The 27,000-nt window shown below is 64.6% G+C and carries 22 protein-coding genes; 9 read left to right on the top strand and 13 right to left on the bottom strand.

The window, feature by feature from the left end; genetic code table 11:
* A complete protein-coding gene (locus tag XI03_RS33750; protein ID WP_271594519.1) occupies window positions 1-2,151 on the top strand; it encodes an adenylate/guanylate cyclase domain-containing protein in 2,151 nt (716 codons plus the stop codon).
* Between the two features lie 8 nt (window positions 2,152-2,159).
* On the opposite strand, the gene pobA is transcribed toward XI03_RS33750, so the two are convergent.
* Window positions 2,160-3,332, bottom strand: coding sequence for a 4-hydroxybenzoate 3-monooxygenase (gene pobA, locus XI03_RS33745; RefSeq protein WP_271594518.1), 1,173 nt, complete (start codon window positions 3,330-3,332; stop codon window positions 2,160-2,162).
* Window positions 3,333-3,381: 49 nt separating this feature from the next.
* Here pobA and XI03_RS33740 point away from each other — a divergent pair, with 49 nt between their 5' ends.
* Window positions 3,382-4,287 (top strand): helix-turn-helix domain-containing protein, encoded by a 906-nt coding sequence (locus XI03_RS33740; RefSeq protein WP_038972017.1) that lies wholly within the window; start codon window positions 3,382-3,384, stop codon window positions 4,285-4,287.
* Between the two features lie 352 nt (window positions 4,288-4,639).
* Window positions 4,640-5,251 carry a LabA-like NYN domain-containing protein gene (locus XI03_RS33735; protein WP_038949569.1) on the top strand — a complete coding sequence of 204 codons (612 nt, stop codon included), beginning with the start codon at window positions 4,640-4,642 and terminating at the stop codon, window positions 5,249-5,251.
* 24 nt (window positions 5,252-5,275) lie between these two features.
* On the opposite strand, the gene pcaG is transcribed toward XI03_RS33735, so the two are convergent.
* Window positions 5,276-5,902 carry a protocatechuate 3,4-dioxygenase subunit alpha gene (gene pcaG / locus XI03_RS33730; RefSeq protein WP_271594517.1) on the bottom strand — a complete coding sequence of 209 codons (627 nt, stop codon included), beginning with the start codon at window positions 5,900-5,902 and terminating at the stop codon, window positions 5,276-5,278.
* A 3-nt stretch (window positions 5,903-5,905) separates the two neighbouring features.
* Window positions 5,906-6,694: a protocatechuate 3,4-dioxygenase subunit beta gene (gene pcaH, locus XI03_RS33725; protein WP_271594516.1), complete on the bottom strand. Its 789-nt coding sequence runs from the start codon at window positions 6,692-6,694 to the stop codon at window positions 5,906-5,908.
* Window positions 6,695-6,794: 100 nt separating this feature from the next.
* Here pcaH and XI03_RS33720 point away from each other — a divergent pair, with 100 nt between their 5' ends.
* From XI03_RS33720 to XI03_RS33710, 3 genes are all read left to right on the top strand, one after another.
* A complete protein-coding gene (locus tag XI03_RS33720) occupies window positions 6,795-7,715 on the top strand; it encodes a LysR family transcriptional regulator (RefSeq protein WP_271594515.1) in 921 nt (306 codons plus the stop codon).
* A gap of 79 nt (window positions 7,716-7,794) precedes the next feature.
* Window positions 7,795-9,099 (top strand): nicotinate phosphoribosyltransferase, encoded by a 1,305-nt coding sequence (gene pncB, locus XI03_RS33715; protein ID WP_271594514.1) that lies wholly within the window; start codon window positions 7,795-7,797, stop codon window positions 9,097-9,099.
* A 249-nt stretch (window positions 9,100-9,348) separates the two neighbouring features.
* Window positions 9,349-10,656, top strand: coding sequence for a GGDEF domain-containing protein (locus XI03_RS33710; protein ID WP_271594513.1), 1,308 nt, complete (start codon window positions 9,349-9,351; stop codon window positions 10,654-10,656).
* A 12-nt stretch (window positions 10,657-10,668) separates the two neighbouring features.
* Here XI03_RS33710 and XI03_RS33705 read toward each other — a convergent pair whose 3' ends face one another.
* Window positions 10,669-11,289: a TetR/AcrR family transcriptional regulator gene (locus tag XI03_RS33705; RefSeq protein WP_271594617.1), complete on the bottom strand. Its 621-nt coding sequence runs from the start codon at window positions 11,287-11,289 to the stop codon at window positions 10,669-10,671.
* Between the two features lie 647 nt (window positions 11,290-11,936).
* Here XI03_RS33705 and XI03_RS33700 point away from each other — a divergent pair.
* Window positions 11,937-15,341: an acyl-[ACP]--phospholipid O-acyltransferase gene (locus tag XI03_RS33700; RefSeq protein WP_271594512.1), complete on the top strand. Its 3,405-nt coding sequence runs from the start codon at window positions 11,937-11,939 to the stop codon at window positions 15,339-15,341.
* Between the two features lie 45 nt (window positions 15,342-15,386).
* Window positions 15,387-16,016, top strand: coding sequence for an alpha/beta fold hydrolase (locus XI03_RS33695; RefSeq protein WP_271594511.1), 630 nt, complete (start codon window positions 15,387-15,389; stop codon window positions 16,014-16,016).
* Here the strand turns inward: XI03_RS33695 and XI03_RS33690 are convergent.
* The 5 genes from XI03_RS33690 to tcuA all read right to left on the bottom strand — a co-directional run bounded on the left by XI03_RS33690 (window position 16,009) and on the right by tcuA (window position 20,371).
* On the bottom strand, window positions 16,009-16,575 hold the full coding sequence (locus XI03_RS33690; RefSeq protein WP_028142285.1) for a disulfide bond formation protein B: 567 nt from the start codon (window positions 16,573-16,575) through the stop codon (window positions 16,009-16,011). The genes XI03_RS33695 and XI03_RS33690 overlap by 8 nt on opposite strands.
* Window positions 16,576-16,585: 10 nt before the next feature.
* Window positions 16,586-16,744, bottom strand: a complete 159-nt coding sequence (locus XI03_RS33685; protein ID WP_271594510.1) for a DUF5993 family protein — start codon at window positions 16,742-16,744, stop codon at window positions 16,586-16,588.
* A 70-nt stretch (window positions 16,745-16,814) separates the two neighbouring features.
* The gene (gene tcuB, locus XI03_RS33680; RefSeq protein ID WP_271594509.1) at window positions 16,815-17,921 is read right to left on the bottom strand and encodes a tricarballylate utilization 4Fe-4S protein TcuB; all 1,107 of its coding nucleotides are present in this window, start codon (window positions 17,919-17,921) and stop codon (window positions 16,815-16,817) included.
* Between the two features lie 4 nt (window positions 17,922-17,925).
* Window positions 17,926-18,954, bottom strand: coding sequence for an esterase (locus XI03_RS33675; protein WP_271594508.1), 1,029 nt, complete (start codon window positions 18,952-18,954; stop codon window positions 17,926-17,928).
* A gap of 25 nt (window positions 18,955-18,979) precedes the next feature.
* Window positions 18,980-20,371, bottom strand: coding sequence for an FAD-dependent tricarballylate dehydrogenase TcuA (tcuA, locus tag XI03_RS33670; protein ID WP_028142281.1), 1,392 nt, complete (start codon window positions 20,369-20,371; stop codon window positions 18,980-18,982).
* 154 nt (window positions 20,372-20,525) lie between these two features.
* Between tcuA and XI03_RS33665 the strand changes: the two genes are divergently transcribed.
* Entirely contained in the window at window positions 20,526-21,209 is a 684-nt protein-coding gene (locus XI03_RS33665; protein ID WP_271594507.1) for a GntR family transcriptional regulator, read from the top strand.
* An 11-nt stretch (window positions 21,210-21,220) separates the two neighbouring features.
* Here the strand turns inward: XI03_RS33665 and ybaK are convergent, their stop codons facing one another.
* The 4 genes from ybaK to XI03_RS33645 form a co-directional block, all read right to left on the bottom strand.
* A complete protein-coding gene (gene ybaK, locus XI03_RS33660) occupies window positions 21,221-21,694 on the bottom strand; it encodes a Cys-tRNA(Pro) deacylase (protein ID WP_038949556.1) in 474 nt (157 codons plus the stop codon).
* A 238-nt stretch (window positions 21,695-21,932) separates the two neighbouring features.
* Window positions 21,933-24,701, bottom strand: a complete 2,769-nt coding sequence (gene fdhF / locus XI03_RS33655; RefSeq protein ID WP_038972026.1) for a formate dehydrogenase subunit alpha — start codon at window positions 24,699-24,701, stop codon at window positions 21,933-21,935.
* Entirely contained in the window at window positions 24,698-26,404 is a 1,707-nt protein-coding gene (locus XI03_RS33650) for an NADH-ubiquinone oxidoreductase-F iron-sulfur binding region domain-containing protein (RefSeq protein WP_038949552.1), read from the bottom strand. Before XI03_RS33650 ends, fdhF begins: the two co-directional genes overlap by 4 nt.
* A 286-nt stretch (window positions 26,405-26,690) precedes the next feature.
* A complete protein-coding gene (locus XI03_RS33645) occupies window positions 26,691-26,972 on the bottom strand; it encodes a hypothetical protein (RefSeq protein ID WP_038949551.1) in 282 nt (93 codons plus the stop codon).
* Between the last annotated feature and the right edge of the window lie 28 nt (window positions 26,973-27,000).

Here is a 27,000-nt window from a genome sequence, read left to right as displayed (position 1 = left end):
ATGCGGCGGATCGGGGGACGGGACATCGTTGCGGCGACCCTGATTGCGCTCCTCACGGGCGCGATCTTCACCTCGCCGCCGCTTCAGACCCTGCAAGGCCTTTCGCTCGACATCCTCACGGCGATGCGCGGGAGGCTTCTCGGCGACAGCCGCAACACCGCGACATCGCCGGTCGTCGTCGTGGCGATCGACAGTGAAACCTACGACACACCACCGTTCAAGGGTTCGCCGACGCAGACCTGGACGCGCGAGATCGGCCGGGTGCTCGGCAGCATCACCGAGGGCGGCGCCAAGGTGATCGGCTTCGACGTCATCTTTCCGAGCTCAATCGAGCAATCGGAGATTCCTTTTGACGACACCGCCGTTGGCGGCCGCATGAAGGGATTCGATCGGGATTACCTGATCGCGCTTCGGCAAATCTCCGACAGCGGCAAATTGGTGCTCGGCGAAATCCTGAGCAATGACCATCCGGAAGTGCCCTATCGCGCCCAGCAAGTCGCCGTGCGCAACACCGTGCGGGCGCTCAATGTCCACACCGACCACGACGACGTCATCCGACGGATGCCGCTGAGCTTTGCCATCGAGGGGCGGCCGGTCCCCGCGATGGCGGTCGAGCTCGCTGCGCGCGCGGCGGGCGCAAAGCCCGAGATTGCGTCCTCTGGCGCGACCGAATTGTCCGGCTACGCGATCCCGAGTGCCGTGCCGAATACAATGGCGCTCAACTTCCGGGGGCTGGGACGCGACATCCCGACCTACTCTTTCGTCGATCTGCGCGCCTGCGTCGAAAAGGGTGACCGCGACTTTTTTCGCCGCGCTTTCGACGGCAAGGTCGTGCTGCTTGGTACGGTCCTGAATTTCGAGGACCGCAAGCTCACCTCGATGCGCCTGGCCGGCGGGTATGACGGCACGCCGGCGGCGCGATGTGCCCTGCCCGCGCCGGCAATCACTGTGCAAAAGTCCCGGAGCGACATCGCCGGTGTGTTCGTGCACGCCACCGCGGTCCGAAATCTGATCGAGCGCGATGCCGTGACCGAGCTCGGCTTCCCGATGCGGACCATTCTCACGATCGCGTTCGCGGCGATCATCGCCTGCGCAGCCTGCCTGCTCGCACCGAGTGGCGCGCTGCTCACGTGGTCCGCCCTCACCCTCGTTTATGCAGCCGTAGCCGTCAGCGCGTTCGTCCATGCCTTGGCGCTGCCGCTGACGGAGCCGGCACTCGCCAGCCTTGCCGCGCTCGCGATCATGATCGGCTACCGATTCATGCTGGCCGATCGCGACGAGCGCTTCCTGCGCAAGAGCTTTGCCTTCTATCTCGCGCCCGAGGTCATCGAGACCATGGTCACCTCCGGCAAGATGCCGGCGCTCGGTGGCGAGATGCGCAACGTCACCATGTTCTTCTCAGACCTCAGCGGCTTCTCGTCCATTGCCGAGACCATGACGCCGGGAGCACTGGTGACGCTGATGAACGAATATCTGTCCGCCATGACGGATATCATCGAAGGCCATGGCGGTTACGTCGACAAATACATCGGCGATTCCATCGTCGCGATGTTCGGTGCACCGGCCGACGATCCCGCACACGCCGCCAACGCCGTTCGCGCCGCGCTGAAGTGCCATGAGAAGCTGTCGGAGCTCAATGCGAGCAATCCCGCCTTCGCCGGTCACGGCCTGTCGCATCGCATCGGGCTGAACAGCGGCGAAGCCGTGGTCGGCAATATCGGCTCGCGCCGCCGCTTCAATTACACCGTGATAAGCGACACCGTGAACGTCGCCTCGCGGCTCGAGGGCGCCAACAAATATTACGGCACCGCGATCATGGCCTCGGAGACGACGATGACGCAGAGCGGCGACGCCTTCGCCTGGCGCGAGCTGGACGCGATCAGGGTGCTGGGCCGCGGCGAGGCCATCAAGGTGTTCGAGCCGCTGGCGGAGAGGGACGTGGAGAGTGCCGAACAGGCGAAGGTGACCGCAGCTTATGCGGAAGGACTGGCGTGCTGGCGTGCAAGGGAGTTTGCGAAGGCGGCCGATGCGTTCGGGCAGACGGCAAAGACCGATCCGGCGTCGGCGCTGTTTGCAAAACGCGCCCAGGCATTCACCGCCAATCCGCCGCCTGCGGATTGGACTCCGGTGAATACGCTGGAAGGGAAGTAGCGGCCGCCTTAAAACGGCAGGCCCACGTAATTCTCAGCGAGCAGGCGCTGCGCCGTCTCGGATGAGAGAAGATAATCCAGCTCGGTCTGCTGAAGCCGATCCTCGTATTCGAGCCGGTCGGGAAAGCGATGCAGCAGCATCGTCATCCACCAGGAGAAGCGCTGCGCCTTCCAGATCCGCGCGAGTGCCTTGGCGGAATAGCCTGCAAGGCCGGAATCATCACCGCTCTGATAATGCGCGAGCAAGGCGTGGTAGAGATAATAGATGTCGGACGCCGCGCTGTTCAGCCCGCGCGCCCCTGTCGGTGGCACGATGTGAGCGGCATCGCCGGCGAGGAACAGCCGGCCATAGCTCATCGGCTCGGCGACGAAGCTGCGCAGAGGCGCGATGCTCTTCTCGATCGACGGCCCCGTGATCAACTTGCCGGCGACCTCACCCGGCAGGCGGCGCTTCAGCTCGGCCCAGAACGCATCGTCGCTCCAATCCTCGACCTTGTCGGTCAGCGGCACCTGGATGTAATAGCGGCTCAGCACCTGCGAGCGCAGCGAACAGAGCGCAAAGCCGCGCTCGTGCTTCACGTAGATCAGCTCGGGCGACACCGGCTTGGTGCGCGACAGTACCCCCAGCCAGCCGAACGGATAGACCTTCTCATATTCGCGCAGCACATCCCTCGGGATCGACTTGCGGCTGACGCCGTGAAAGCCGTCGGCTCCGACGATATAGTCGCAATCGACGCGGACAGTCTCGCCGTTCGCTCGATAGGTCACGTAGGGCCGGGCCGACGTCAGATCATGCGGCGTCACGTCCTGCGCATTGTGGACGACCTTGCCGCCGAGCCGGTCCCGCGCCTCATAGAGATCGCGCGTCAGCTCGGTCTGGCCGTAGACCAGCACCGAACTGCCGCCGGAATGCTTGTGCAGATCGATCTTGGACAGCACGCCGTCATGGGCGATCTCGAAACCGGTGTGGATCTCGCCCTCGCGGTCCATCCGCTCGCCGCACTGCGCCTCGCGCATCAACTCGGCGAAGCCGTGCTCGAGCACGCCGGCGCGGATGCGGGCGAGCACATGGTCGCGGCTGTATTTCTCCAGCACGACCGCGTCGATGCCCTTCAGGTGCAGCAGCTGGGACAACAACAGCCCGGACGGCCCGCCGCCGATGATACAGACCTGAACCTTCATTCTTGCGTCCTCCGTCGGCACTTTTTTGCAGATTTGGCGGCGCAGACCGATGGAGGGTTTCGCCATTGTCTTGTACTATTCGAACATGAGAAGCGCGCTCCCTGCCCCGGCGATCCGGGTCTACAATTTGTTCGGCGAGTCCGGCGATCTGCCTGACGTCGTGCATTGCGAGACCATCGCGTCCCGCTCGGTGCTGCACGACTGGACCCTGGCCGTGCACCGCCATGCCCGGCTGCACCAGGTGCTGCTGATCGAGCGCGGCGGCGGCGAGGCGACGCTCGATGGGCGGGTGGTGCCCTTGAAGCCGGCGCAGATCGTCAACGTGCCGGTCGGTCATGTCCACGGCTTCCGCTTCGTGCCTGATACGCAAGGGTGGGTGCTGACCATCGCCGCCGAAATTCTGGACGAGGCGCTGCTCGCCGCCGAGGGCCTGCGCGGTGCGCTGGCGCGCTCGGCCGTGGTGCGCGGAACGCCGCAGATCCGCGCCACCATGAAGCAGATCTTCGCCGAACATGCCGCGCGCGATTTCGGCCGCGCGCATGTGCTGCGGGCGTTGTCGTCGGCCATGATCGGGCTGGTGGCCCGCGCACTCACGAGCGAGAGCGGCGGCAACGGCACGGTCGAGTCCAGCCTGTTCCGCCGCTTCGAGGCGTTGCTGGAGCAGCATCACCTGGAACGCTGGAGCGTCGCGGACTATGCCGAGGCGCTGGCGGTGACGCCGACACATCTCAACCGGATCACGCGGGCGGCGACCGGTGATACCGCCTCGCACCTCATCCTCAACCGGCTGATCCGCGAGGCGCGACGCAACCTCGTCTATACCAATTTGCCGATCTCGACGATTGCCTACACGCTCGGCTTCGAGGACCCCGCCTATTTCAGCCGGGTCTATGCCGCGGCCACGGGGGTGTCACCGCGCGCCTTTCGCACCCAGCTGCATGGTGATGAAATTTGACACGTCGGACGAAAGACCGAGCGCGCCCATGGTTGAAGGCGACATTGCCGCAATGGCCCTTGTTGCCGGCGCAGCCACTTACCTTCGTATATCGGGTCCTATCCTTTGCATAGAAGCCCCTTACCTCAGTACAATTGAGCAGGGCCTGCTCGCGCCTTAGCGTGGCTGCATTCGGCGCCCTGGCGCTGGTGGCATGGAACCTCCCTTACCTTGGCGCAAGACGGCCACCCCTGTCCGGTCGTCTGCGCCGCTTTTTCAGTAAGTCATCGGCGCCTTCAGTATTTTCCGGCCGACATACCGTACTCTGACAGCTGATCGGCCAGCTTTCGTGTGGACTGGAGATTTGAGCACAATGTCTTCGATTGAGAAGATCGCACTCTTTATCGACGGCTCCAATCTACATGCCACCTCCAAGGCGCTCGGCTTCGACATCGATTACAGGCGTCTGCTCGGCGAATTCCAAAGCCGGGGTGTGCTGTTGCGGGCGTTCTACTACACGACCCTCATCGAGAATCAGGAGTATTCGTCGATCCGCCCGTTGATCGATTGGCTCGGCTATAACGGATACACCGTCGTCACCAAGCTTACCAAGGAGTTCGTCGACGCCACCACGGGCCGCCGCAAGGTGAAGGGCAGCATGGATGTCGATCTCGCCGTAAGTGCGATGGAGCTCGCCAAGCACGTCGATCAGATCGTGCTGTTCTCGGGCGACGGGGATTTTCGTTCGCTGGTGGAAGCCCTGCAACGCCGCGGCGTCCGCGTGACGGTCGTCTCCACACTCTCCACTCAGCCACCCATGGTCGCCGACGACCTGCGCCGTCAGGCCGACATATTCATCGACCTGGCAGAACTGAGACAAAGGGTCGGGCGCGATCCGGCCGATCGGCCGGGATCGCGCGAAATGCGTCAGTCGCCGCAATTCCTCGCCCGCGGAGCGATCAATCGCGGCGATCCGGTGGAGTGATCCTGCCGGACGGCGGCCGGATCCTCACACGTCGAAGAACACTGTCTCCTCCGGCCCCTGCAGATGGATCGTGAAGGAATACACGACCTTGCCGGCGCGCTCGCTGCGCTTTGCGATCAGCGTCAAACGCCGGGCCGTCTGTTCGATCAGGTTGAGCACGGGGTCGGCGGCGTTGGCAGCCTCTTCATCCGAGAAATAGAGCCGCGTGTTGAGGCCGATGTTGATGCCGCGCGCGACGATCCAGACATTGATGTGCGGCGCGCATTTCCGGCCCGCCTTGTCGACGATCGCGCCCGGCTTGATGGTCTCGAAGGTGACGAGACCGCTCTCGAAGTCGGAGCCGGCGCGGCCCCAGCCGCGAAACTCCTGCTCCAGCGCGCCGGCCGTACGGTCGGCCGGATGGTTGTAGCGGCCGGCCGCATTGGCCTGCCAGATCTCCAGCAGCACGTCGCGCAGCGGCGTACCGGTGCCATCGAGCACCTTGCCTTCCAGCGTGATGCGCTCGCCTTCCGTATTCGGCGTCGTCAGGACATTCGAGAAGTTCTTCTCGAAGATGTCGAAGCCCGCCATCGCCGGGATCAAGCCGATATGGACGTAGGGCCCGGCCGTCTGCGAGGCGGTTTCCTTGAGATAGTTGAGCGGCTGCGGCATGGCTCAGTTCCCCGCGGTGCGGTTTTCAAAATAGGTGGAGCGCTGGCCGCGCAGGACGATGTCGAAGCGGTAGGCCAGCGAGTCGAACGGCGTCGAGGCGTTGAGGTCAAGCGGCGCCACGAGACGGTCGAGCGCATCCTTGTCCGGGATCGTCGTCAGGATCGGACAAACCGGGATCAGGGGATCGCCCTCGAAATACATCTGCGTGATCAGCCGCTGCGCAAAGCCCGAACCGAACACGGAGAAATGGATGTGGGCGGGACGCCAGCTGTTGACGTAGTTGCGCCAGGGATAGGGGCCCGGCTTCACGGTGCGGAAATAGTAGTAGCCGGTGTCGTCGGTCAGCGCGCGGCCGCAGCCGCCGAAATTCGGGTCGATCGGCGCCAGATAGGTGTCCTTCTTGTGCCGGTAGCGGCCGCCGGCATTGGCCTGCCAGAACTCGACCAGCGTGTTCGGAACGCCCCGGCCGGTCTCGTCCAGCACGCGGCCGTGGACGATGATGCGCTCGCCGACGGGATCGCCGTCCTTGGCGTAGTTGCGGATCAGATCATTGTCGAGCGGGCCGAGATCGTTGTGGCCGAACACCGGCCCGGTAATCTCGGAGACCGAGTTCTCCAGCGACAACAGCGACTGGCGCGGCGAGCGCAGCACCGAGGATTTGTAGCCCGGCGCATGCGCCGGCGGATGAATCGAACGATCCCGCTGGAAGAAGCCCCCGTCGCCGAGCGGCGGCGTCAAGGGCTCGGGGCGGTTGAGGCGGGGATCCCGCAAGACTGGCGCCTGGGCATTCATCGTGTCTCTCCCTGGGGCGCCCGGGTCCGGACGCGCGGCTTATCGGGAGATCATGGGCCGGTCTATTCCACAGATAAATAGATCGATTATAATATATTGCATGAAGGAAATCGATCATTTGGCGCTCGACGGCCACGCCCTCGAACTGTTCCTCGCCGTGCTGGAGGAAGGCTCGGTCACGGCGGCCGCCACCCGGCTCGGCCTGACCCAGTCCGCCGTCAGCCACGCCCTGAACAAGCTGCGGCGGATCGCGGGCGATCCACTGTTCGCCAAATCCGGCCGTGGCATCGTCGCAACTGCGCATGCGCAAGCGTTGGCCGCGAAGGCGCGCGCACTGATCGACGAGATGCGGAGCTTTGCCGGCGGCGTCAGCTTCGAGCCGCCACGCGCGCAGCTCTCGCTGACGGTCGCCGCCAATGACTTCCAGCGCGATCTGCTGCTGCCCCGGTTCTTCGACCATGTCGCCGGCCAGGTGAAGAGCCTGAACCTGCGCGTGATCCCCTCGCAATCGCCTTCGTCCGCGATGCTGCGCGAGAACCGCTGCGATCTCCTGATCACGCCGCTGCCGCCGTCCGGCATCGACATCGTGCAGAAGCGCCTGCTCCAGGACCATTACGTCTGTTACTTCGATGGGAAGGCACGCACCGCGCCGGCCAGCCGCAGCGCCTATCTCGCCGCGCGCCACATCACCGTCGTCTATACCGACAATGAGCGGCTCGACTTCGACCGCCGGCTGGCGGCCAACGGTCTTCACCGCGACATCGCGATCTCGGTGCCGAGCTTTTCCGGCGTGCCGTCCTTCTTGCGCGGCTCGCAGATGCTGGCGAGCATGCCGAGCCTGCTCGCATCCGGCGTGATGCGCGGCTTCGCGCAAACGCGCATACCGCTGGCGTCCCGCACGCGGACGCTGGCCGAGCTGCCGATGTTCATGGTCTGGCACCAGCGCTATCAGAAAGATCCGGCTCATCGTTGGGTCAGGAGCCAGCTCGAGACGGTCGCAGCGACGGCTGCCAAGGCCTGATCGCCGTTACCGCCTTTCGGAAGACCACCCCTCGCCAAACCCACTGGTTGCGCGCGGGCCGCCGCGCTAAAATCCCCCCATGACAGTGACCGATATTGCGAGCCGGACCTACAATCACAGCTGGCGGCTGGACCCCATCATCCGCAGCCTGCTTGATACCGACTTCTACAAGCTATTGATGTTGCAAATGATTCGGGAGTCCTACCCGAACCAGCAGGTGACCTTCTCGGTCATCAACCGCTCGCGCCACGTGCGGCTCGCCGAGATCATCGACGAGGGCGAGCTGCGGGCCCAGCTCGACCATGCCCGCACCATCCGCTTCACCAAGAAGGAGGTGATCTGGCTGGCCGGTAACACCTTCTACGGCAAGACCCACATGTTTTCGGCGGACTTCATCCGCTGGCTGGCTGAATTCCGCCTCCCCGAGTATGAGCTGCGCAAGGTCGAGGGCCAGTACGAATTGCATTTCCACGGACCGTGGACCCACACCACGATGTGGGAGATCCCGGCGCTCGCGATTCTCAACGAGCTGCGCTCGCGCGCTGCGATGAAGGGCCGCGGCCGCTTCGAGCTCGACGTGCTCTATGCCCGCGCCAAGGCCAAGCTGTGGACGAAGGTGGAGCGGCTGCGCAAGCTGGAGAATCTGCGTCTGTCCGACTTCGGCACACGTCGCCGTCACGGCTTCCTCTGGCAGCGCTGGTGCGTGGAGGCGGTGAAGGAAGGCCTCGGTCCGTCCTTCATCGGAACCTCCAATGTGCTGCTCGCGATGGATAATGATCTCGAAGCCATCGGCACCAACGCGCATGAGCTGCCGATGGTCGCCGCGGCACTTGCCAGGGACGACGAGGAGTTGCGCTGGGCGCCCTATCGCATTCTCGACCAGTGGCGCCAGACTTATGGCGGCAATTTGCTGATCGCGCTGCCCGACGCCTTCGGCACCAAGGCCTTCCTGCGCGACGCGCCGGAATGGGTCGCGGACTGGACCGGCTTCCGCCCCGACAGCGCGCCGCCGATCCAGGCCGGCGAGGAGATCGTCGCCTGGTGGGAAAAGAAGGGGCGCAATCCCAAGGACAAGCTGCTCGTCTTTTCGGATGCCATGGATGTCGGCTCGATCGAGGAGACCTATCACCACTTCGCCGGCCGGGTGCGGCTCTCCTTCGGCTGGGGCACCAACCTCACCAACGACTTCGTCGGCTGCCCGCCGGACGGCTCGTTCAATCTCGATCCGATCTCGCTGGTCTGCAAGGTGTCGTCGGTCGATGGCCAGCCGGCCGTCAAGCTCTCCGACAATCCGGAAAAGGCGACCGGCATGCCCTCGGAGATCGAGCGTTATCTGCGCGTGTTCGGCGACGCCGGCCGCGTCCGCAAGCCGGTGCTGGTCTAACGGCGCCATCGAGACTCTCTCGATCGGGTAAACTGCGCACGACGAATGCGAGGCATTGCTTCGTCGATGCCCCGCTTTGTCCGATTTACCGGCATTTGAAGCGATCTGCGCATATCGGCTTCACAGCGCTTTCACCCTGCGATGCAGTCTCCCCCGCCTTTCAGGCCGAGTTAAGCAACCATATCCTCTACTTCGCGTTGCAGGCGCAGCGCTCCGCTGGGGGTCATTGCGCGATTTGGGGAACGCAGGGTGTTTCGCAGAACAGCGACGTCGACGAAGGGACACAGCTTCCTTCATGTCATCAAGCTCGTCTCGCCTTTCGTGATGGTCGTCGTGCTCCAGGCGGCGATCGCGGGATTCAGTCTCGAGGTGATGTCGTCGGTCCGCGCCTATGTCGCGGGCGAAGCGATGTGGTCGCGCTCGCAGAAGAACGCCGTCTATTTCCTCAATCTCTATTTGCATTCGGGCGATGCCAGCCAGTTCACGCAATACCAAGCCTCGCTTGCCGTTCCCATCGGTGACGAGTTCGCGCGCTGGGCGCTCGAGCGCGATCCGATCGACGTCGAGGCCGCCCGCATCGGCTTCCTGCAAGGCGGCAACCATCCCGATGACGTCCCGGGATTGATCTGGCTGTTTCGCTACTTCAATCGCGTCAGTTTCCTTCAGGAAGCGATCCGCGAGTGGGCCGCCACCGACCCCATGCTGCTCGAACTAAGCGTCTTCGGCGAAGTCATCCGGTCCGAATGGGAGAACGGTCCTGTTCAAGACGCAAGCCGGCTGCAATTCCTGTCGTCGCGGCTCTCCGAGCTCAACACCCAGTTCACGGTGCATGCCAACCGGTTCTCCACCGTGCTTGGCGAAGGCTCCCGCGCCATCAAGCTGACGCTGACCGGCCTCAACATCGTCACCGCCGTGACGCTGATCCTGCTCCTGATCTGGCACACCAGGCGATTGGTACTGCAGCGGCAGGCCTTCGAAGACGCCCTGCATGCCGAGAAGGAACGCCTGGCGTGGCAGGCATCGCACGACTGGCTGACCGGCCTGTCCAACCGCCGCGCCTTCGAGGCGCGCCTGCAAAGCGAGCTGGACGTTGCCGCGGCGGGATCGCTGGGCCTGATCCTGCTCGACCTCGACCAATTCAAGAACGTCAACGACAACTGCGGGCACCTTGCCGGCGACAGCCTGCTTTGCCAGGTCTCCCGCCTCCTGCAACAGGATCGGCATCCGCGTGACCTGGTGGCCCGGCTGGGCGGCGACGAATTCGGCCTGATCCTGCCACAGTGCTCGCCTGCGAACGCGGTCGACATTGCCGAACGGCTGCGGCGATCGTTTGAGCTGTTCAGCTTCGCCTGGGACGATCGCTACTTTGCGGTGACCGCCAGCATCGGCGTCACCTGCATCGCCGACGCCAGCACCACGCTCGAAGGCGCGATGCGGCGCGCGGACGCCGCCTGCTATCGCGCCAAGGAAAAGGGACGCAACCGCGTTCAGGTCGACGGCGGAAGACCTGATGTCATCGTCGTTGCAGCCCGACCGCGCGAGGTCGCGCGCGCCTGACGCTCTCCGTCATCACCGCGGCGACACGATCCCGAGACCCACCAGATGCGCATCGATGAATTGTTCGACCTGCTGACGCAGCATCTGCGGCGGCACGGCCACCATGCGCTCCTCGAGACCGAGCGAGATGATGCCATGCACGGCAGAAAACAAGGTGCGCGACAACAGCGCGATCTTCACGTCATCCGCATCCGGTAGCAGCCGCACCAGGGGCGGATGCATCAGCGCAAAAGCGTCCATCACCATCTGCAGGATGTCGTCGGGATAAGGACGGTCGTCCTCCATCCGATGCTCGAACAGCGAGCGCAGCAGATTGGCGTGCTCCGCGAAGAATTCCAGATAGGTCTCGGCGAGCCCGTAGAGCTGGCGCGCGGGGTCATCAGCCGGAACCCCGCGAAGCCGGGCCGTGAGGGCCTGAACGGTCTCCCGATTGACGGTCAGGATGACCCCGTCGAAGTCGCCGAACTCGTTGTAGACGCTGCCAACGGAGCAGCCGGCGGCCTCGGCAACGTCCCGAACCTTCAACGATCTCAATCCTTTAGTTGCGATAATCCCCCGGGCAATCTCCAGGATCTGGAGCCGTCGCCGATTTTTTTTCTGATCCCGCAGCGATTCTTCTTGAACATTGTTCATTTTCGAGCTACTCATGTGAACATTGTTCAAATTAACCTGGAGACGACCAAAATGCAAACCCTCGCTGTTGATATCGCCGCCACCTTCGTCGACGACGCCACCGCCCTGGTGACTGGCCTTGGCCGCGCCCTGCTGCGGTTCGCCATGACGCCGATCGATCGCATCGCAAATGCCTGCGACATTGCCGGCGTGCTTGCCGAACGCCGCGCGACCTTCCGGATGTGGCGGGCCAGCCGCACGCGCGCCCGTCAAGAGGGCCGCCGATTCAGCCTGCTCCGCCGCCTCTCGCCCTTTCGTCACCTCGCCCATCTCACCTGAGGCGCACGCGACCTGCACACGCGGGCCGGCTCGAATGCAAGAACTGGTTGCAAGGAAGGACTTACCATGTCCCGATGTTCGCGGCCGATCTCGCCAGACTTCAGTGACGCGGTTCAGCTTTTCCTCATCGCTCGGCGCATACCCGGTAAGGCGCGCCCAGATATTTTGCGAACCTAACGACACCGCTTGGAGACCAACAGGATCAGAGGGATCGAGGGGAAGGCAGGCGGCGATCAGCGCCCGCAATCGTTCGTCCCCTCCCCTTCCGGTCGTGACGCTCAAAGACAACGTAACGAACCTCATTCTGCCTTCCCAAAACAGGACTAGTCATGATCAGGGAATTGATGTCGTCACGCCGCTTTGCCCCACTGTTCTGGGCGCAATTCTTCTCGGCACTCAATGACAACGTGCTCAAGAACGCGCTCGTCATCATCCTGCTTTACAGTGCCGCAACCGGCCACGGCGACGCGCTGGTGACGGTGGCAGGCGCCGTCTTCATCTTCCCCTATTTCATCCTGTCCGGGCTCGGCGGCCAACTCGCCGACAAATACGTCAAATCCGTCGTCGCAAGGCGGCTCAAATTCGCCGAGATCTTCGCCGCGGCCTTTGCCGCCGCCGGTTTCTTTCTGCACTCGGTGCCGCTGCTGTTCGCGGCGCTCGCCCTGTTCGGCATCATCGCCGCGCTGTTCGGACCCGTGAAATATTCCATGCTGCCGGATCAGCTCGAGCTCGGCGAGCTCGCGACCGGCAACGCGCTCGTCGAAGGCGCGACCTTCATGGCGATCCTGCTCGGCACCGTCGCCGGCGGCCAGTTCGTGGCGGGATCCGCGCATATGGGCTGGGTCGCATCCGCCGTGGTCGTGCTGGCCTTGTTGTCATGGGCCTTCGCCTCACGCATTCCGCAGACGACGCCCTCTGCGCCTGACCTGCCCGTCGATGCCAATCCCTGGACCTCGACGGTGGGCCTTCTCAAGACCCTGCATGCCGACCATCGGCTGTGGGACGGCACGGTGATCGTCTCCTGGTTCTGGCTGGTCGGCGCGATCGTGCTGTCGCTGCTGCCGGCGCTGGTCAAGGATGTCGTTGGCGGCACCGAGGGCGTGGTGACGCTGTGCCTTGCGATCTTCGCGATCGGCATCGCCATCGGATCGCTGTTTGCCGCGAGCCTCAGCCACGTTCGCCCGAATCTCGCGCTGGTGCCGATCGGCGCCATCATCATGGGGTTTGCCGGCCTCGATCTCGCCTGGGCCATCGGCGTGACCGCCAAGGGCCAGGACATCACCGCGGCCGGTTTCGCGACCTCGTTCGCAGGCCTGCGTATGCTCGTCGACTTCGTCGCCTTCGCATTCGGCGGCGGCCTGTTCGTCGTTCCCTCCTTCGCCGCGGTCCAGGCCTGGTCGGCACCATCCGAGCGCGCCCGCATCATCGCCGCCGGCAACGTACTGCAGGCCGCCTTCATGGTGGTCGGCTCGCTGTTCGTCGCGCTGCTGCAGGCGGCCGGCCTCCACATCGGCTGGATCTTCTTCGGGCTCGGCGTCGCGAGCTTCGGCGCGGTGTGGTTCGTGCTGACGAAATGGGGCAAGGAAGGCGTGCGCGATTTCGGCGGGCTGCTGTTCCGCGCACTGTTCCGCACTGAGGTTCGCGGCCTCGAGAACCTGCCGCCTGCCGGCACGCGCATGCTGATCGCGCCCAACCATGTCAGCCTGATCGATGGCCCGCTGCTCCACGCCGTGCTGCCGATCGACGCGAGCTTCGCGGTGGATACCGGCATCGCCAAGGCCTGGTGGGCCAAGCCGTTCCTGCGCGTCGTCAAGCACTACACCATGGATCCGAGCAAGCCGCTGGCTGCGCGCGACCTGATCAAGCTGGTCGCCGGCGGCGAGCCGGTGGTGATCTTTCCGGAAGGACGTATCACTGTCTCGGGCTCGCTGATGAAGGTCTATGACGGCACCGCGATGATCGCGGACAAGGCCGATGCGGTGGTCGTGCCGGTTCGCATCGAAGGCGCGCAGCGCTCGCATCTCAGCTACCTCAACTCCAGCCAGATCAAGCGCTCGTGGTTTCCGCGGGTGACGGTCACTATCCTGCCGCCCGTCAAGCTTCCGGTCGATCCGGCGCTGAAGGGCAAGGCACGCCGCAATGCCGCCGGCGCCGCGCTTCAGGACGTGATGATCGACGCTCTCGTCAAGAACGCCATGCTCGATCACTCGCTGTTCGAGGCGCTCGGACACGCCTATCGCGATCGCGACACCGGCAAGGTCATCATCGAGGACGCGCTCGGCACCAAGCTGACCTATCGCAAGCTGATCCTTGGCGCTCAGGTCTTGAGCCGGAAGCTGGAGACCGGTACCGCCGTGGGCGAGAATGTCGGCGTGTTGCTGCCGAATTCGGCAGGCGTCGCCGTCGTCTTCATGGCGCTGCAGAACATCGGCCGGGTCCCGGCGATGCTCAACTTCTCGGCCGGCCCGGTCAACGTCCTCGCCGCCATGAAGGCCGCAGAGGTCAAGACCGTGCTGACATCGAAGGCCTTCATCGAGAAGGGCAAGCTCGACAAGCTGATGGCTGCGATCTCCGCGGAAGCCCGGGTCGTCTATCTGGAGGACGTCCGCGCCTCGATCGGGACGGCCGACAAGATCAAGGGCCTGCTCGCCGGCACCGCGCCGCGCGTCGCCCGCCAGGCAACCGACCCCGCCGTCGTGCTGTTCACGTCGGGTTCGGAAGGAACGCCCAAGGGCGTGGTGCTGTCTCACCGCAACATCCTCGCCAACGCGGCGCAGGCGCTGGCGCGGGTCGATGCCAACGCCAATGACAAGGTGTTCAACGTGCTGCCGGTGTTCCACTCGTTCGGGCTGACCGGCGGGATGATGATGCCGATGCTCGCGGGCATTCCGATCTACATGTACCCCTCGCCGCTGCACTACCGGATCGTGCCCGAGCTGATCTACCAGACCGGCGCCACGATCCTGTTCGGCACCGATACGTTCCTCACCGGCTATGCCCGCTCGGCGCATGCCTACGACTTCCGCACCCTGCGCCTCGTGATCGCCGGCGCCGAGGCGGTCAAGGACCGCACGCGGCAGGTGTTCATGGAGCGCTATGGCATCCGCATCCTCGAAGGCTACGGCGTCACCGAGACGGCGCCGGTGCTGGCGATGAACACGCCGATGGCCAACCGCCCCGGTACGGTCGGCCGCCTCTCGCCGCTGATGGAAAGCCGTCTCGACCCGGTCCCCGGCATCGAGGAAGGTGGACGGCTCTCGGTGCGCGGGCCGAACGTGATGCTCGGTTACTTGCGGGCCGAGAATCCCGGCGTGCTCGAAGTACTTCCCGAAGGCTGGCACGACACCGGCGACATCGTCGCGATCGACGCGGCCGGCTTCATCACCATCAAGGGCCGTGCCAAGCGCTTTGCCAAGATCGCGGGCGAAATGGTGTCGCTGTCGGCGGTCGAGAGCATCGCGACGACGCTGTGGCCGCAAGCTGCATCAGTTGCCGTGTCGATCCCCGACCAGCGCAAGGGCGAGCGCATCGTGCTGCTGACGACGGAGAAGAACGCCGAGCGCAGCGCGATGCAGGGCCAGGCCAAGGCAATCGGCGCATCCGAGCTGACCGTTCCTGCGGCGATCATGGTGGTCGACAAGGTGCCGCTGCTCGGCACCGGCAAGACCGACTACGTCACCGCAACCACGATGGCCCGCGAGCAGGCGTCCTCGCCGGAGCGCGAGGTAGCGTAAGACAGATGCGAGGCGCCTCAATCAGGCGACGCGCGATGCCCGGGAGTGGTTCTGCTTCACGGCATCGCGCGCACCTCGGCATCCCTGAGGAAGCTGGAACGGGCACTCCAGGCGAGCGGCTTTGCGACGCTCAACATCGACTATCCCAGCCGCAAGAAGGCGATCGCGGCCCTTGCAGACGACATTCACCCCGCGATCTCCGGTTTCGCCGAACGCGACGCGCCGCTGCATTTCGTCGCGCATTCGATGGGCGGCCTCGTCGCGCGCGCCTATATCGCAAAACACCGGCCGACCCGGCTTGGCCGCGTCGTGATGCTGGGCACGCCGAACAGCGGCAGCGAGGTCGCCGATCTCCTCAGCGGATCCCGCCTCTACCGCACGTTCTACGGCCCGGCTGGACTTGAACTTACGACTGCGATCCGCGCCCTGCCCACCGTGGACTACCCCGTTGGCGTGATCGCCGGAAACCGCTTCATCGATTCCGTCGCCGGCCTCCTTGTTCTGCCGAAACCGAATGACGGGCGGGTGTCGGTGCAGAGCGCGATGCTGGCTGGCATGACCGACCATGTCGTCGTGAAGGCGTCTCATACCGGGCTTCCGCGTCACGCCGCCGCAATCGAGCAGACCATCGCCTTCCTGCGCGATGGGCGTTTCCGCACCGCGCCGCTCACCTGAGCAAGAGATACCGAACCGGGTTGTCATCGCACTGTCCCGCTCCACATTCGAGCACGGTGGACAGGAGATTTGCGGCAACCAGCAACGCAAAGATCGCGAAGACCGCGTTCGACGCCGGTCCGCTCGGGGGCGCATTCCCGTCTCGCTTGCCGGTCACATCCTTCAAGACGAAGACGAGCGCGACATAGCATATGACGCCGACGGCCGCGATCAGCGCCCAGGTGTAGAAATGCAAGCCCAACAGCGCCGAGCCGTATCCAGGATCGCCAGGCGCCAGATGCAGCGACACCTGCCGCATCGAGATGAAGCCGGTGACGAGGCTGGCCACGAGGATCATCGCGTAGTGGGATGGACGTTCACCGAGGCGCATGTTGAACAGGAATCCCATGCCAATCGCGATGAACCCGGCCCGCTGCAGCAAGCACAGCGGACAGGGTAGCTCACCGAGCGCAAGCTGATAGAAGAATGCGACGGTCAAGATCAGCGAGATCCCGAGCAACCCAAGCATGTTCAGGATCGCGCCGACCGGCTGTTGCTCGCTCGTCTCTACAGGATTCATCTCGACACCATCAGAACGAGAATTTCAGCGGGTCGGTCGCGTGGTGGAAGAACCATGCGACGGTGACGAGGATCGTTGCACTCCAGAGCGCATAGCTCAGCCCCGCGCGCGAGCGCCAGACGCTGGCGCAGCCTGCGAGCGCCAGCAGAAAAGGCAGGAACATGTACATGAGCACGGGCTCCCCAAGCGATTCGCGCAGCGCGCGAACGGCCAAGAGATACGTCAGCCCTGCACGCCCCTCAAGAGCCGGCTTCGCCGCGACGCTCCTGCGCATAGCGCACCAGCGCGGCGAAGCGATAGATGCCGTGCACGAACTTGCCGTAGGGCATGGTGACGAAAAGCGCGAACACCGCGCCGAGGTGCAGCGCCAGCAGCGGCCCCATCGCGGCGGTCTCACGCAGGACCAGAAGCGCCATGCCGGTGAGGCCGGTCAGGAACAGCATGGCGATGAAGCCGACATCCATGCCGTAGCGGTTCTCGTCGAGCAGCGCCGGATCGCGTCGCATCCTGGCCGTGAACAGACCGACCGGGCCGATGATCAGACCGATTCCGCCGAGCGCGCCCAGCACCACGGGCAGGTCCCACCATGGATACGGCGCCTCGCGGCCGAGCAGATAGTGATACAGCGTGGCCACCGACGTCGCCGCAAAGCACAGCAGGAAGCCGTAGAAGGTCAGGTGGTGATACAGCTTGCGCCGGTCGGTCGGCTTGTCGTCCTCGTTGTAGCAGCCGACACCGCCGCCATGGAGATAGCGCAGCTCGCCCGCATCGCGGATCGCCTGGAAGATCGAGCCCCCATCGGCGCGGCCGCGGATCGGTCCACCGATGTCGCGCCAGAAAGCGCGCACGCTCATCACGAGCGCGAGGATCGCATAGAGGAACGCGACGCTGAACAGCGATGCCATCGTGTTGTGTGGCATCAGTCTGTAGAACGCGCCGGGACCGCTGTGCACGCCGAAAAGCACGCTGCCGTCGTTCAGGGCGGCGAAGCCGAGGATGAAGGCCGCCATGCTGAGCGCAGCGACGATGCTGATGACCAGACCGTTGCGGGCGAAAGCGCCGGACAGCGCGCCCGGCCAGGCATAGGCGGCATAGGACTCGGCCCGCGCGATCGCGAGCGTTCCGGGAACGTTGACGTTGAACTCATGCGGCGGCGAGAACTGGCAATCGACGTAGCAGGCGCCGCAGGAATGGCAGAGATTGGCGAGATAGTTGAGGTCGCCGTCGGAGAAGGCGCGGCGCATTTCCATGGCGGGAAATACCGCGCACAGCCCCTCGCAGTAGCGGCAGGAATTGCAGACCGTCATCAGACGGTCGGCCTCGTCCAGGATTCTGGTTCCGTGCATGGCTTTACTTCGTTAGGCCCTTTGTCTCGAGCCATCTCTGAATCAGGCCCGCGACCTCGAGGTTGTTCTTGTCCATCATCACCATATGCGAATTGCCCTTGATGCCCGCCTGCGGGAGATCGACGATATCGACGCTGCCGCCGGCAGCCTTGATGGCGTCGGCAAAGGCGATGCCGTTGGCGCGGATCTTGGGCCAGCGTGAATCGCGCTCGATATAATCGCCATAGATGATGAGCGTCGGGATGTTCTTCAGCACATCCGCCTTGGCGGGATCGCCAATGCCGGCCGGCTCGATCGCGATCAGCGCCTTGACCTTGTCAGGCCGAGCTTGTGCGACCTTGAAGCCGAAGCTGCCGGCCTGGCTGTGGAACAAGATCACGGACGGGCCGACGCGATCGATCTCGGCGATATAGGCAGCGACGATCGCATCATCCGTCGTGGTCCAGCGCGGCACGTTCTGCTTGACGAAATTCTCGTAGCCCTCGACGGGAAACTGGTTGCCCGGCAGCAGCTTTCGCTTGGCGGGATCGGCATCGTAGGAGTTTGGCCCTTCGCCGATGCGGAAACGTTCGAACGGATTGGCGGTGGTGAGGAAGACCGGCTCGCTCTTGAATATGTCGGGGTATTGCGCCCAGCCAGCGCGCCCGCGCTCCACCGCGTCGGAATTATAGACCGCCCACCCCTTGCGCAGGAAATAGTTCAGCCAGCCTTCGCGTCCGTCGGGTGTGGTCTCGTAGGTGACGCCGGTCAGTCCGCCGCCATGCCACATCAACAGCGGATAGGCACCCTTCTCGTTCGCGGGCAGGAAATACTGCACGTACATCTGCTCGACCTGATACGTGCCGTTGGGATCGACCTTGGCCGGCACGCCGCCGGGCGTGAACACGACCTCCTTCACCGGCTTGCCGGAGATTTCGACGAGACGCCCGCCGACGTGGAACGAACCCATGTCGCGCAGGGTGATCGGCTCGGCGGCGTAGGCGTGCCCGACGGTCAGCAGCGCCGTGATCGAAGCAATGGCAATGCGCGACATGGTTCCTCCCGTTTCTTTTCTTCGTCTAGTTCTTGGCGTGGCGCGCCGCTTCCCGTCCCGCGATCCGTCCGAACACGCTGCCGATGGTCATGCCCATGCCGGCTGCATAGCCCTTGCCGAGCACGTTGCCGGCCATGATCTCGCCGGCCGCGAACATGTTGCCTGAAGGCTGGCCATCAGCCATCAGCATGCGCGCCTCTTTGTTCACGCGGGTGCCGAGATAGGTGAAGGTGATGCCGGGCCGCACCGGATAAGCGAGATAAGGCGGCGTCTCGATCTTGCGCGCCCAGTGCGTCTTGGGCGGCGTGATGCCCTCGGTCACGCAGTCATCCAGAATCGTGTGGTCGAAGGTGCCGGGGCGCACCGCGGCGTTGAACTCGGCGACGGTCTTTTCCAGCGCCGCCGGGTCGAGCTCCAGCTTGCCGGCGAGTTCGGCCACCGTCTGTCCGGTGATCGGCGGAAACAGCGTCGGCATGAAGCTGGTGACCACGGTGGAGTCGAAGATGATGTAGGCGATCTGGTCGGGCTGCGCCGCGACCAGCCGGCCCCAGATGGCGTAGCGCTTCGGCCAGATATCCTCGCCCTCGTCGTAGAAGCGCTGCGCGTGCTTGTTCACGACGATGCCGAACACGACGGAGTCGTGGCGGGTGATGATGCCGCCGTCGAATTTCGGCGCGCGGGCGTCGATCGCGACCGCATGACACTGGGTGGGGTCGCCGACCTCCTGCACGCCCTTGTCGAGCAGCATCTTCAGGATCGAGCCGCGATTATAGGGCGTGCCGCGGATCAGAAAATTGTCGGCAGCCTCGCCCCAATATTGCTTCAGCCATTCGATGTTGGCCTCGAACCCGCCGGCCGCGGCGACCAGCGAGGTCGCCCGGATCTCGGTCTCGCCCCTGATCGGCCGCTTGAGGCGTGCAGCCAGGAACATGCCATCCTCGATCACGAGGTCGGTGACCTCGGCATCGTATTCGACGTCGACACCGAGCCGCTCGGCAGTGAGATAGAGCGCATTCAACATCGCGCGGCCCCCACCGAGGAAGAACGAATTGGTACGGCCGAGGCTCAGCGTGCCGCCGAGCGAGGGTTGCCAGCGCACGCCCTGCTCCACGATCCAGTTCAGGATATCCTTGGACTCTCGGATCATGTGGCGCGCGAGCACTTCATCCGTTTGCCCGCCGGTGACACGCAGCAGGTCTTCCCAGAATTCCTCTTCGGTATAGGGGCCGGTCAGGATTTCGGTTGCCGCATCATGAGCGCAACGCATGTTGCGGGTGTGGCGGGTATTGCCGCCGCGATAGAATTTCGGCGCGCCTTCGAGCACCAGCACCGAGGCACCGCCGCGCCGCGCCGCGATCGCCGCGCACAGCGCCGCATTGCCGCCGCCGATCACCAGCACGTCGTATTTGCTGCTCATGCCGTCCGCCCGATGCGACGAAGTTGAGACATTCTATCCGCGAGCGGCCTCGGTCAACCGGCACCGCCATTGCGTACTTTTGTATACGAAGATATACAGAGACCCTGCAAGCGTCATCTCTGCATGGGCAGGATGCGCCTTGCTACGAGGGAACATGGCGAGGCGTCCGGCAAAGACAGGCGGATCGATCGCGCGCGGCGGCGGCGTTGCCCTTGGCGAAGCTGTATTCCGCTCGCTGTGCGAGGCGCTCCAGGCCGGCAGCTACCGCGCCGGCGACCGCCTGCGCGAGGAAGAGGTCGCGCAGCGGCTCAAGGTCAGCCGCACCCCGGTGCGCGAAGCGCTCGGCCGGCTCGCCGCGCGCGGTTTCGTCGAACCCGCCGGCGGCCGCGGGCTGATCGTGCGCAATCTCGACATCTCGGAAGTGCTCGAGCTCTACGCCATGCGCGAGATCATGGAAGGTGCCGCGGCGCGCCTCGCCGCCGAACACGCTTCGGCGCCCGAGGTCGATGCGCTCCACGACATCGAGCAGGCTTTTGTCGAAACTCCCGCAGCAGACGCGGCCGAGATGGCAAGACTCAATCGCAGCTTCCACGAGGCCATCTGCCGGGCGGCGCGCAACCGCTATCTCGACAACGCTTCGCGGGAATTGCAGGACTGGATCGCCCTGCTCGGCCCGACCACCTTCACCGTAACCGGCCGCCCCTCGTCCAGCCACGGCGAGCACCAGGCCATCATCGACGCCATCGCCGCCCGCAACGGCGACAAGGCCGAGCAGCTTGCGCGCGCGCACATCCGCGAGGCGCTGCGCTGCCGGCTGAAGCTGTTGCAGAAGCAGTAAGCGCGTGACGCTCAGGCCACGACGTCGACAACGACCGCCTTCAACGCGTCCCGCACATCGGCCGGCCTCAGCCGCACCTGCAAGCCGCGCTGGCCGCCGTTGAGATAGACCTGATCATGCCCGAGCGCGCTCTGTTCGATCACGGTGCGCACGGGCTTGCGCTGACCGAACGGGCTGATACCGCCAACCTTGTAGCCGGTGACGCGCTCGGCCTCGGGCGGCTTCATCATCTGCGCCGACTTGCCGCCGGCAGCGGCAGCAAGCTTCTTCATCGAGATCTCCTGGTCGGACGGCACGATCACGCAGACCGGCTTGCCGTCCACCAGCGCCATCAGCGTCTTCAGGACGCGCGCGGGGTTCTCACCGAGCGCGGCGGCCGCCTGAAGGCCGATGCTCTCGGCGTCAGGATCGTAGTCGTAGGCGTGGACGGTGAAGGCAACACCGGCGGCTTCAAGCGCACGGGTGGCTGGGGTGGCTTTGGACATGGGCGATGTGTAGCACCGGTGCGGCGGAGAACGAAGTCGAACTCCACGCTCTCAGCCGTCGTCCTGGCGAAAGCCAGGACCCATTACCCCAGGGAGGAATTTGGCGAAGATTAGTGGTGCGCGGTACTGCGACCGTCTGCAATCGATAGATGACGCGGTACGGGTCCCCGCATTCGCGAGGACGACAGCGGAATTTGGAGGCGCTATGCCGCCAAACCCCGCTGGGAGGAGGTCTTCCCTACTCCGCCGCGTCCCGCATCTCCGCGCGTTCGGCTCTGGCCGCGCAGAACTTGAATTCCGGGATCTTGCCGAACGGATCGAGCGCCGGGTTGGTCAACAGGTTCGCCGCCGCCTCTGCGTAGCAGAACGGCATGAACACCATGTTCTCCGGCACGTCGCGGTCGGAGCGGACCTTGACCTCGACGGCGCCGCGGCGGGTCTCCAGGCGAATGAAATCGCCCGGCACCAGCTTCTTCTTGTGCATGTCCTTCGGCGACATGAACGCGACCGCCTCGGGCTCGATCTGGTCCAGCACCTGCGCGCGGCGGGTCATCGAGCCGGTGTGCCAGTGCTCCAGCACGCGGCCGGTCGACAGCACCATCGGATATTCGGCGTCCGGGATCTCGTCGGGCGGAATGACCTTGGCCGGCACGATCTTGCCGCGGCCGCTCGCGGTCGGGAAGCCCGTGGTGAAGATGATCTCGTTGCCGGGCTGGTCCGGAGCGTCGACCGGATAGGTCACCGCGCCTTCGCGCACCAGCCGCTCCCAGGTGATGTTCTTCAGCGACGGCATCAGCTCTGCCATCTCGGTGAAGACCTCGCCGGGACCGGCATAATTCCACGGCAGGCCCATGCGCTTGCCGATCTCCTGGATGATCCAGAGATCCTGCCGCGCATCGCCCGGCGGCTTGATCACCTGACGCGCGAGTTGCACGCGGCGATCGGTGTTGGTGAAGGAGCCGTCCTTCTCGGCGAAGGCCGAGGCCGGCAGGATGACGTCGGCATGGAATGCGGTCTCGGTGACGAAGAGGTCCTGCACCACGAGATGGTCGAGCATCGCGAGCGCCTGGCGCGCATGCTGCAGATCCGGGTCGGACATCGCGGGATTCTCGCCCTCGATATACATGCCCGTGATCTCGCCAGCGTGGATCGCATTCATGATCTCGACCACGGTCAGGCCGCGGACGGGATCGAGATCCTGCTGCCAAAGCTTTTCGAAGCTGCCGCGCAGATCGTCGCGGCCGACCGGCTGATAGTCCGGCAGGAACATCGGGATCAGGCCGGCGTCGGATGCGCCCTGCACGTTGTTCTGGCCGCGCAGCGGATGCAGTCCCGTGCCGGGACGGCCGACCTGGCCGGTGATCAGCGCCAGTGCTATCAGGCAGCGCGCATTGTCGGTGCCGTGGACGTGCTGGCTGATGCCCATGCCCCAGAAAATGATCGACGATTTTGCCCGCGCATAGGTTCGCGCCACCTCGCGCAGGGTCTGCGCCGGGATGCCGCAGATCGCCTCCATCTTCTCCGGCGTGAACTCCTTGATCTTCTCCTTGAGGTCCTCGAACCCCTCGGTGTAGCCGGCGATGTACTGGTCGTCGGTCAGCCCCTCGGTGATGATCGTGTTGATCATCGCGTTCAGCATGGCGACGTCGGAGCCGGGCTTGAACTGCAGATGCTTGGTCGCGTGGCGCGACAGCGTCTGCCGGCGGGGATCCATCACAAACAGCTTTGCGCCGTTCTGCTTGACTGCGTTCTTGATGAAGGTCGCGGCGACCGGATGGTTCACGGTCGGGTTGGCGCCGATCACGATGATGACCTCGGCGTCCATCGCGGCGGAGAAAGGCGCCGACACCGCGCCGGAGCTCAGGCCTTCGAACAGCGCCGCCACCGACGAGGCGTGACACAGACGGGTGCAATGGTCGACGTTGTTCGAGCCGAAGCCGGTACGCACCAGCTTCTGAAACAGATAAGCCTCTTCGTTCGAGCCCTTGGCCGAGCCGAAGCCGGCCAGCGCCTTCACGCCCTTCTCGTCGCGGATCTTGACGAGACCCTTGGCGGCGATGTCGAGCGCTTCCTCCCAGCTCGCTTCACGGAAATGCGTGAAGGGATTGGCGGGATCGACCTGGTCGTTGGAATCCTTCTTCGCGTTCGGCAGCCGCACCAGCGGCTTGGTCAGGCGATGCGGGTGGTGGATGTAGTCGAAGCCGAAGCGGCCCTTGACGCAGAGACGGTTGCGATTGGCGGGGCCGTCGCGGCCCTCCGCATAGATCACCTTCTCGTCCTTGACCTCGTAAGTCACCTGGCAGCCGACGCCGCAGAACGGGCAGAGCGAATCCACCTTCTTGTCGGCGTAGGTGACACGGGTCTGCTTGTCGTCGAGCATCACGGCCGGCATCAACGCGCCGGTCGGGCAGGCCTGCACGCATTCGCCGCAGGCGACGCAGGTGGACTCGCCCATGGGATCGTCGAAGTCGAACACGATCTTCGAGCCATGGTTGCGGTAGGCCATGCCGATGACGTCGTTGACCTGGACCTCACGGCAGGCGCGTACGCACAGGCCGCACTGGATGCAGGCATCGAGGTTGACGCGCATCGCCGGATGGCTGGCGTCGGTTTCCCAGCGCTCGGCGGCGGGGAAGCGGCTCTCGGTGACGCCTGTCGTCTCGGCCCAGTGCCAGAATTTCGAATCCGGATCGTGGCTGGTCTCGCGCGCCGGCTGGTCGGCGACGAGCAGCTCCATCACCATCTTCTGCGCCGACACCGCGCGCGCGGATTCGGACTTCACCTTCATGCCGACCGACGGCGTGCGCTTGCAGGATGCAGCGAGCACGCGCTCGCCCTCGATCTCGACCATGCAGGCACGGCAATTGCCGTCAGGCCGATAATCGGGCGCCGGTGAATAGCACAGATGCGGGATCTCGCGGCCCTGGCGTTTTGCGACTTGCCAGATCGTCTCGCCGGGATTGGCTTCGACCTGCTTGCCGTCGAGCTCGAAGGTAATCTTGGTCATTCGGCCGCTTCCTTGAACTCGTCAGGGAAATATTTGATCACGGTGGCCAGCGGATTCGATGCCGCCTGTCCAAGCCCGCAGATCGAGGCATCGCGCATCGCCTGGCTCAATTCTTCCAGAAGAGCGCGGTTCCAGACCGGCTTCTGCATCAGCAGCGCCGCCTTCTGGGTTCCGACGCGGCACGGCGTGCACTGGCCGCAGCTCTCGTCCTCGAAGAACTTCATCAGGTTCAATGCGGCCGCACGCACGCTGTCCTTTTGCGACAGGATCACGATCGCGGCCGACCCGATGAAGCAGCCGTATTTTTCCAGCGTGCCGAAATCGAGCGGGATGTCGTCCATCGACGCCGGCAGGATGCCGCCGGACGCGCCGCCCGGCAGGTACGCATAGAATTGATGGCCATCGGCCATGCCGCCGCAATATTCGTCGATCAACTCGCGCACGGTGATGCCCGCAGGCGCCAGCTTCATGCCGGGATTCTTGACGCGGCCCGAGACCGAGAAGCTGCGCAGGCCATGACGCTCGTGGCGACCATGGCCCTTCCACCAGTCGGCGCCCTTCTCGACGATGTCGCGCACCCACCACAGCGTCTCGATGTTGTTGATCAGCGTCGGCAGGCCGAACAGGCCGACCTGGAACGGGTAAGGCGGCTTGTGCCGGGGCAGGCCGCGCTTGCCCTCGATGCTCTCCAGCAGCGAGGATTCCTCGCCACAGATATAGGCGCCGGCACCGCGGCGCATGTGCAGCGTCGGGCCACCCGGCGGGAGCTTTGCGATCTCGCGCTCCAGAATCTCGCGCGAGGCCGGATATTCGTCGCGCAGATAGATGTAGACATCGGAGGCCTGCACCACATGCGCGCCGATCAGCATGCCCTCGATGAAGCGATGCGGATCGCTTTCGAGATAGACGCGGTCCTTGAACGTGCCGGGTTCGCCCTCGTCGCCGTTGATCGCCATCAGCCGCGGACCGGGCTCGCCGAGCACGGCGCGCCATTTGCGTCCCGTCGGGAAGCCGGCGCCGCCAAGGCCACGCAGCGAGGCGTCGTCGAGCCCCTTCAAGAGATCGTCCTTGGACAACTCGCCGGAGCGCACGCGATTGAGCAGCTTGTAGCCGCCACCCGTGACATAAGCGTCGTAGTCGACATATTTGGGCAGATGCGCGTGGGTGTCGCCGGCCTTCGCGGCCGCCATCACATTGGCGACGGTCGCATGATCGACGAAGTTGTGGCCGACTTCCGCGGCTGGCGCGGTGTCGCAGCGGCCGACGCAGGGCGCGCGGACGACGCGGATACCAGGACCCGATGAGCTCTGCAAATCCTCGAGCAGCTTCTCGGCCCCGAGCATCGCGCAGGTGATAGAATCGCAGACGCGGATCGTCAGCGGGGCGATATCCGGCTCGCCTTCCTTCACCACGTCGAAATGCGCGTAGAACGTCGCGGTCTCGAACACCTCGGCGAAGGCGAGCTTCATCTCGTCGGCGAGCGCGGCCAGATGCGCGGCCGAGATCTGATGATATCTGTCCTGGATCAGGTGCAGATATTCGATCAGGAGATCACGCCGCCGCGGCCTGTCGCCGAGCAGCTGCTCGATCTCGTGCGCGGCGGTGGGATCGACCTGCCGCCCCTTGGGCGTGGCCTTGGCTCGCTTGCGTCCCTCACCGGGATGCTCGAACGGGCGGACCTTGTGCACGTCGTCGTGGCTCATCGATTCGTCTCGATCTCGTCTTTTAGAACGGCTCCAGTCTTAGCCCCTGGCATGCCAGATGCCAAGCAAATTATCATGCTCGCGGAAGCGGTTAAGCGCAGCCCAAGAGCAGCCTTGGGATCGCTGCCCGGACACGACCTTGCGTTGGTCCAACGCGCCAATCGATAGAACGAAGCCTGAATTGGTCTGGAGATCAATAAAGGCTTCCCATGCTGCGATAGCGAAATCGTATCGAGCTCCCGCTCCGGGACCACGGGTAACCCCTCAACGCCCCGATGCTGACGGGTCAGCTTTTGCCCATGCACTCCTCGATATAGAACCAGCGCTCGTCGCCCGCGAGGCCCTTGGCCTTCACGTCCTTGCGGCACTCCCTGAGCTTCGACTTGTTGGCGCTCCACTTGGCCTTCATGTCCTTGAGCTTCTGCGCGGTCAGCTTGATCTTGCCGGGCTTGGCCTCGGTCGCGGCGGGCGGCGTTGCAGCCGGTGGCGCGGCAGTCTGTGCGGATGCGGATTGCAGGGCGCCGGCGACGAGCAGCACGGCGGCTGCACAAACGAGCTTACGAACCATCGAATTCCCCCAGGGGTAGTTTTGAAAC

The sequence above is a fragment of the Bradyrhizobium sp. CCBAU 65884 genome (genome assembly GCF_028128835.1).
GTDB classification, from domain to species: Bacteria; Pseudomonadota; Alphaproteobacteria; order Rhizobiales; family Xanthobacteraceae; genus Bradyrhizobium; species Bradyrhizobium ottawaense.
This window is presented reverse-complemented; position numbering and strand designations above follow the sequence as displayed.

Excerpts from the sequence above, each read along its gene's own strand:
- tcuB (WP_271594509.1), bottom strand. The coding sequence starts at position 17,921 with ATGCACGGAACCAGAATCCTGGACGAGGCCGACCGTCTGATGACGGTC.
- pobA (WP_271594518.1), bottom strand. The coding sequence starts at position 3,332 with ATGAAGGTTCAGGTCTGTATCATCGGCGGCGGGCCGTCCGGGCTGTTG.
- XI03_RS33690 (WP_028142285.1), bottom strand. The coding sequence starts at position 16,575 with ATGAATCCTGTAGAGACGAGCGAGCAACAGCCGGTCGGCGCGATCCTG.
- XI03_RS33735 (WP_038949569.1), top strand. The coding sequence starts at position 4,640 with ATGTCTTCGATTGAGAAGATCGCACTCTTTATCGACGGCTCCAATCTA.
- XI03_RS33720 (WP_271594515.1), top strand. The coding sequence starts at position 6,795 with ATGAAGGAAATCGATCATTTGGCGCTCGACGGCCACGCCCTCGAACTG.
- pcaH (WP_271594516.1), bottom strand. The coding sequence starts at position 6,694 with ATGAATGCCCAGGCGCCAGTCTTGCGGGATCCCCGCCTCAACCGCCCC.
- fdhF (WP_038972026.1), bottom strand. The coding sequence starts at position 24,701 with ATGACCAAGATTACCTTCGAGCTCGACGGCAAGCAGGTCGAAGCCAAT.
- XI03_RS33650 (WP_038949552.1), bottom strand. The coding sequence starts at position 26,404 with ATGAGCCACGACGACGTGCACAAGGTCCGCCCGTTCGAGCATCCCGGT.
- ybaK (WP_038949556.1), bottom strand. The coding sequence starts at position 21,694 with ATGTCCAAAGCCACCCCAGCCACCCGTGCGCTTGAAGCCGCCGGTGTT.
- XI03_RS33675 (WP_271594508.1), bottom strand. The coding sequence starts at position 18,954 with ATGTCGCGCATTGCCATTGCTTCGATCACGGCGCTGCTGACCGTCGGG.
- XI03_RS33740 (WP_038972017.1), top strand. The coding sequence starts at position 3,382 with ATGGAGGGTTTCGCCATTGTCTTGTACTATTCGAACATGAGAAGCGCG.
- XI03_RS33665 (WP_271594507.1), top strand. The coding sequence starts at position 20,526 with ATGGCGAGGCGTCCGGCAAAGACAGGCGGATCGATCGCGCGCGGCGGC.
- pcaG (WP_271594517.1), bottom strand. The coding sequence starts at position 5,902 with ATGCCGCAGCCGCTCAACTATCTCAAGGAAACCGCCTCGCAGACGGCC.
- XI03_RS33750 (WP_271594519.1), top strand. The coding sequence starts at position 1 with ATGCGGCGGATCGGGGGACGGGACATCGTTGCGGCGACCCTGATTGCG.
- XI03_RS33705 (WP_271594617.1), bottom strand. The coding sequence starts at position 11,289 with ATGAACAATGTTCAAGAAGAATCGCTGCGGGATCAGAAAAAAAATCGG.
- pncB (WP_271594514.1), top strand. The coding sequence starts at position 7,795 with ATGACAGTGACCGATATTGCGAGCCGGACCTACAATCACAGCTGGCGG.
- XI03_RS33700 (WP_271594512.1), top strand. The coding sequence starts at position 11,937 with ATGATCAGGGAATTGATGTCGTCACGCCGCTTTGCCCCACTGTTCTGG.
- tcuA (WP_028142281.1), bottom strand. The coding sequence starts at position 20,371 with ATGAGCAGCAAATACGACGTGCTGGTGATCGGCGGCGGCAATGCGGCG.
- XI03_RS33645 (WP_038949551.1), bottom strand. The coding sequence starts at position 26,972 with ATGGTTCGTAAGCTCGTTTGTGCAGCCGCCGTGCTGCTCGTCGCCGGC.
- XI03_RS33685 (WP_271594510.1), bottom strand. The coding sequence starts at position 16,744 with ATGTACATGTTCCTGCCTTTTCTGCTGGCGCTCGCAGGCTGCGCCAGC.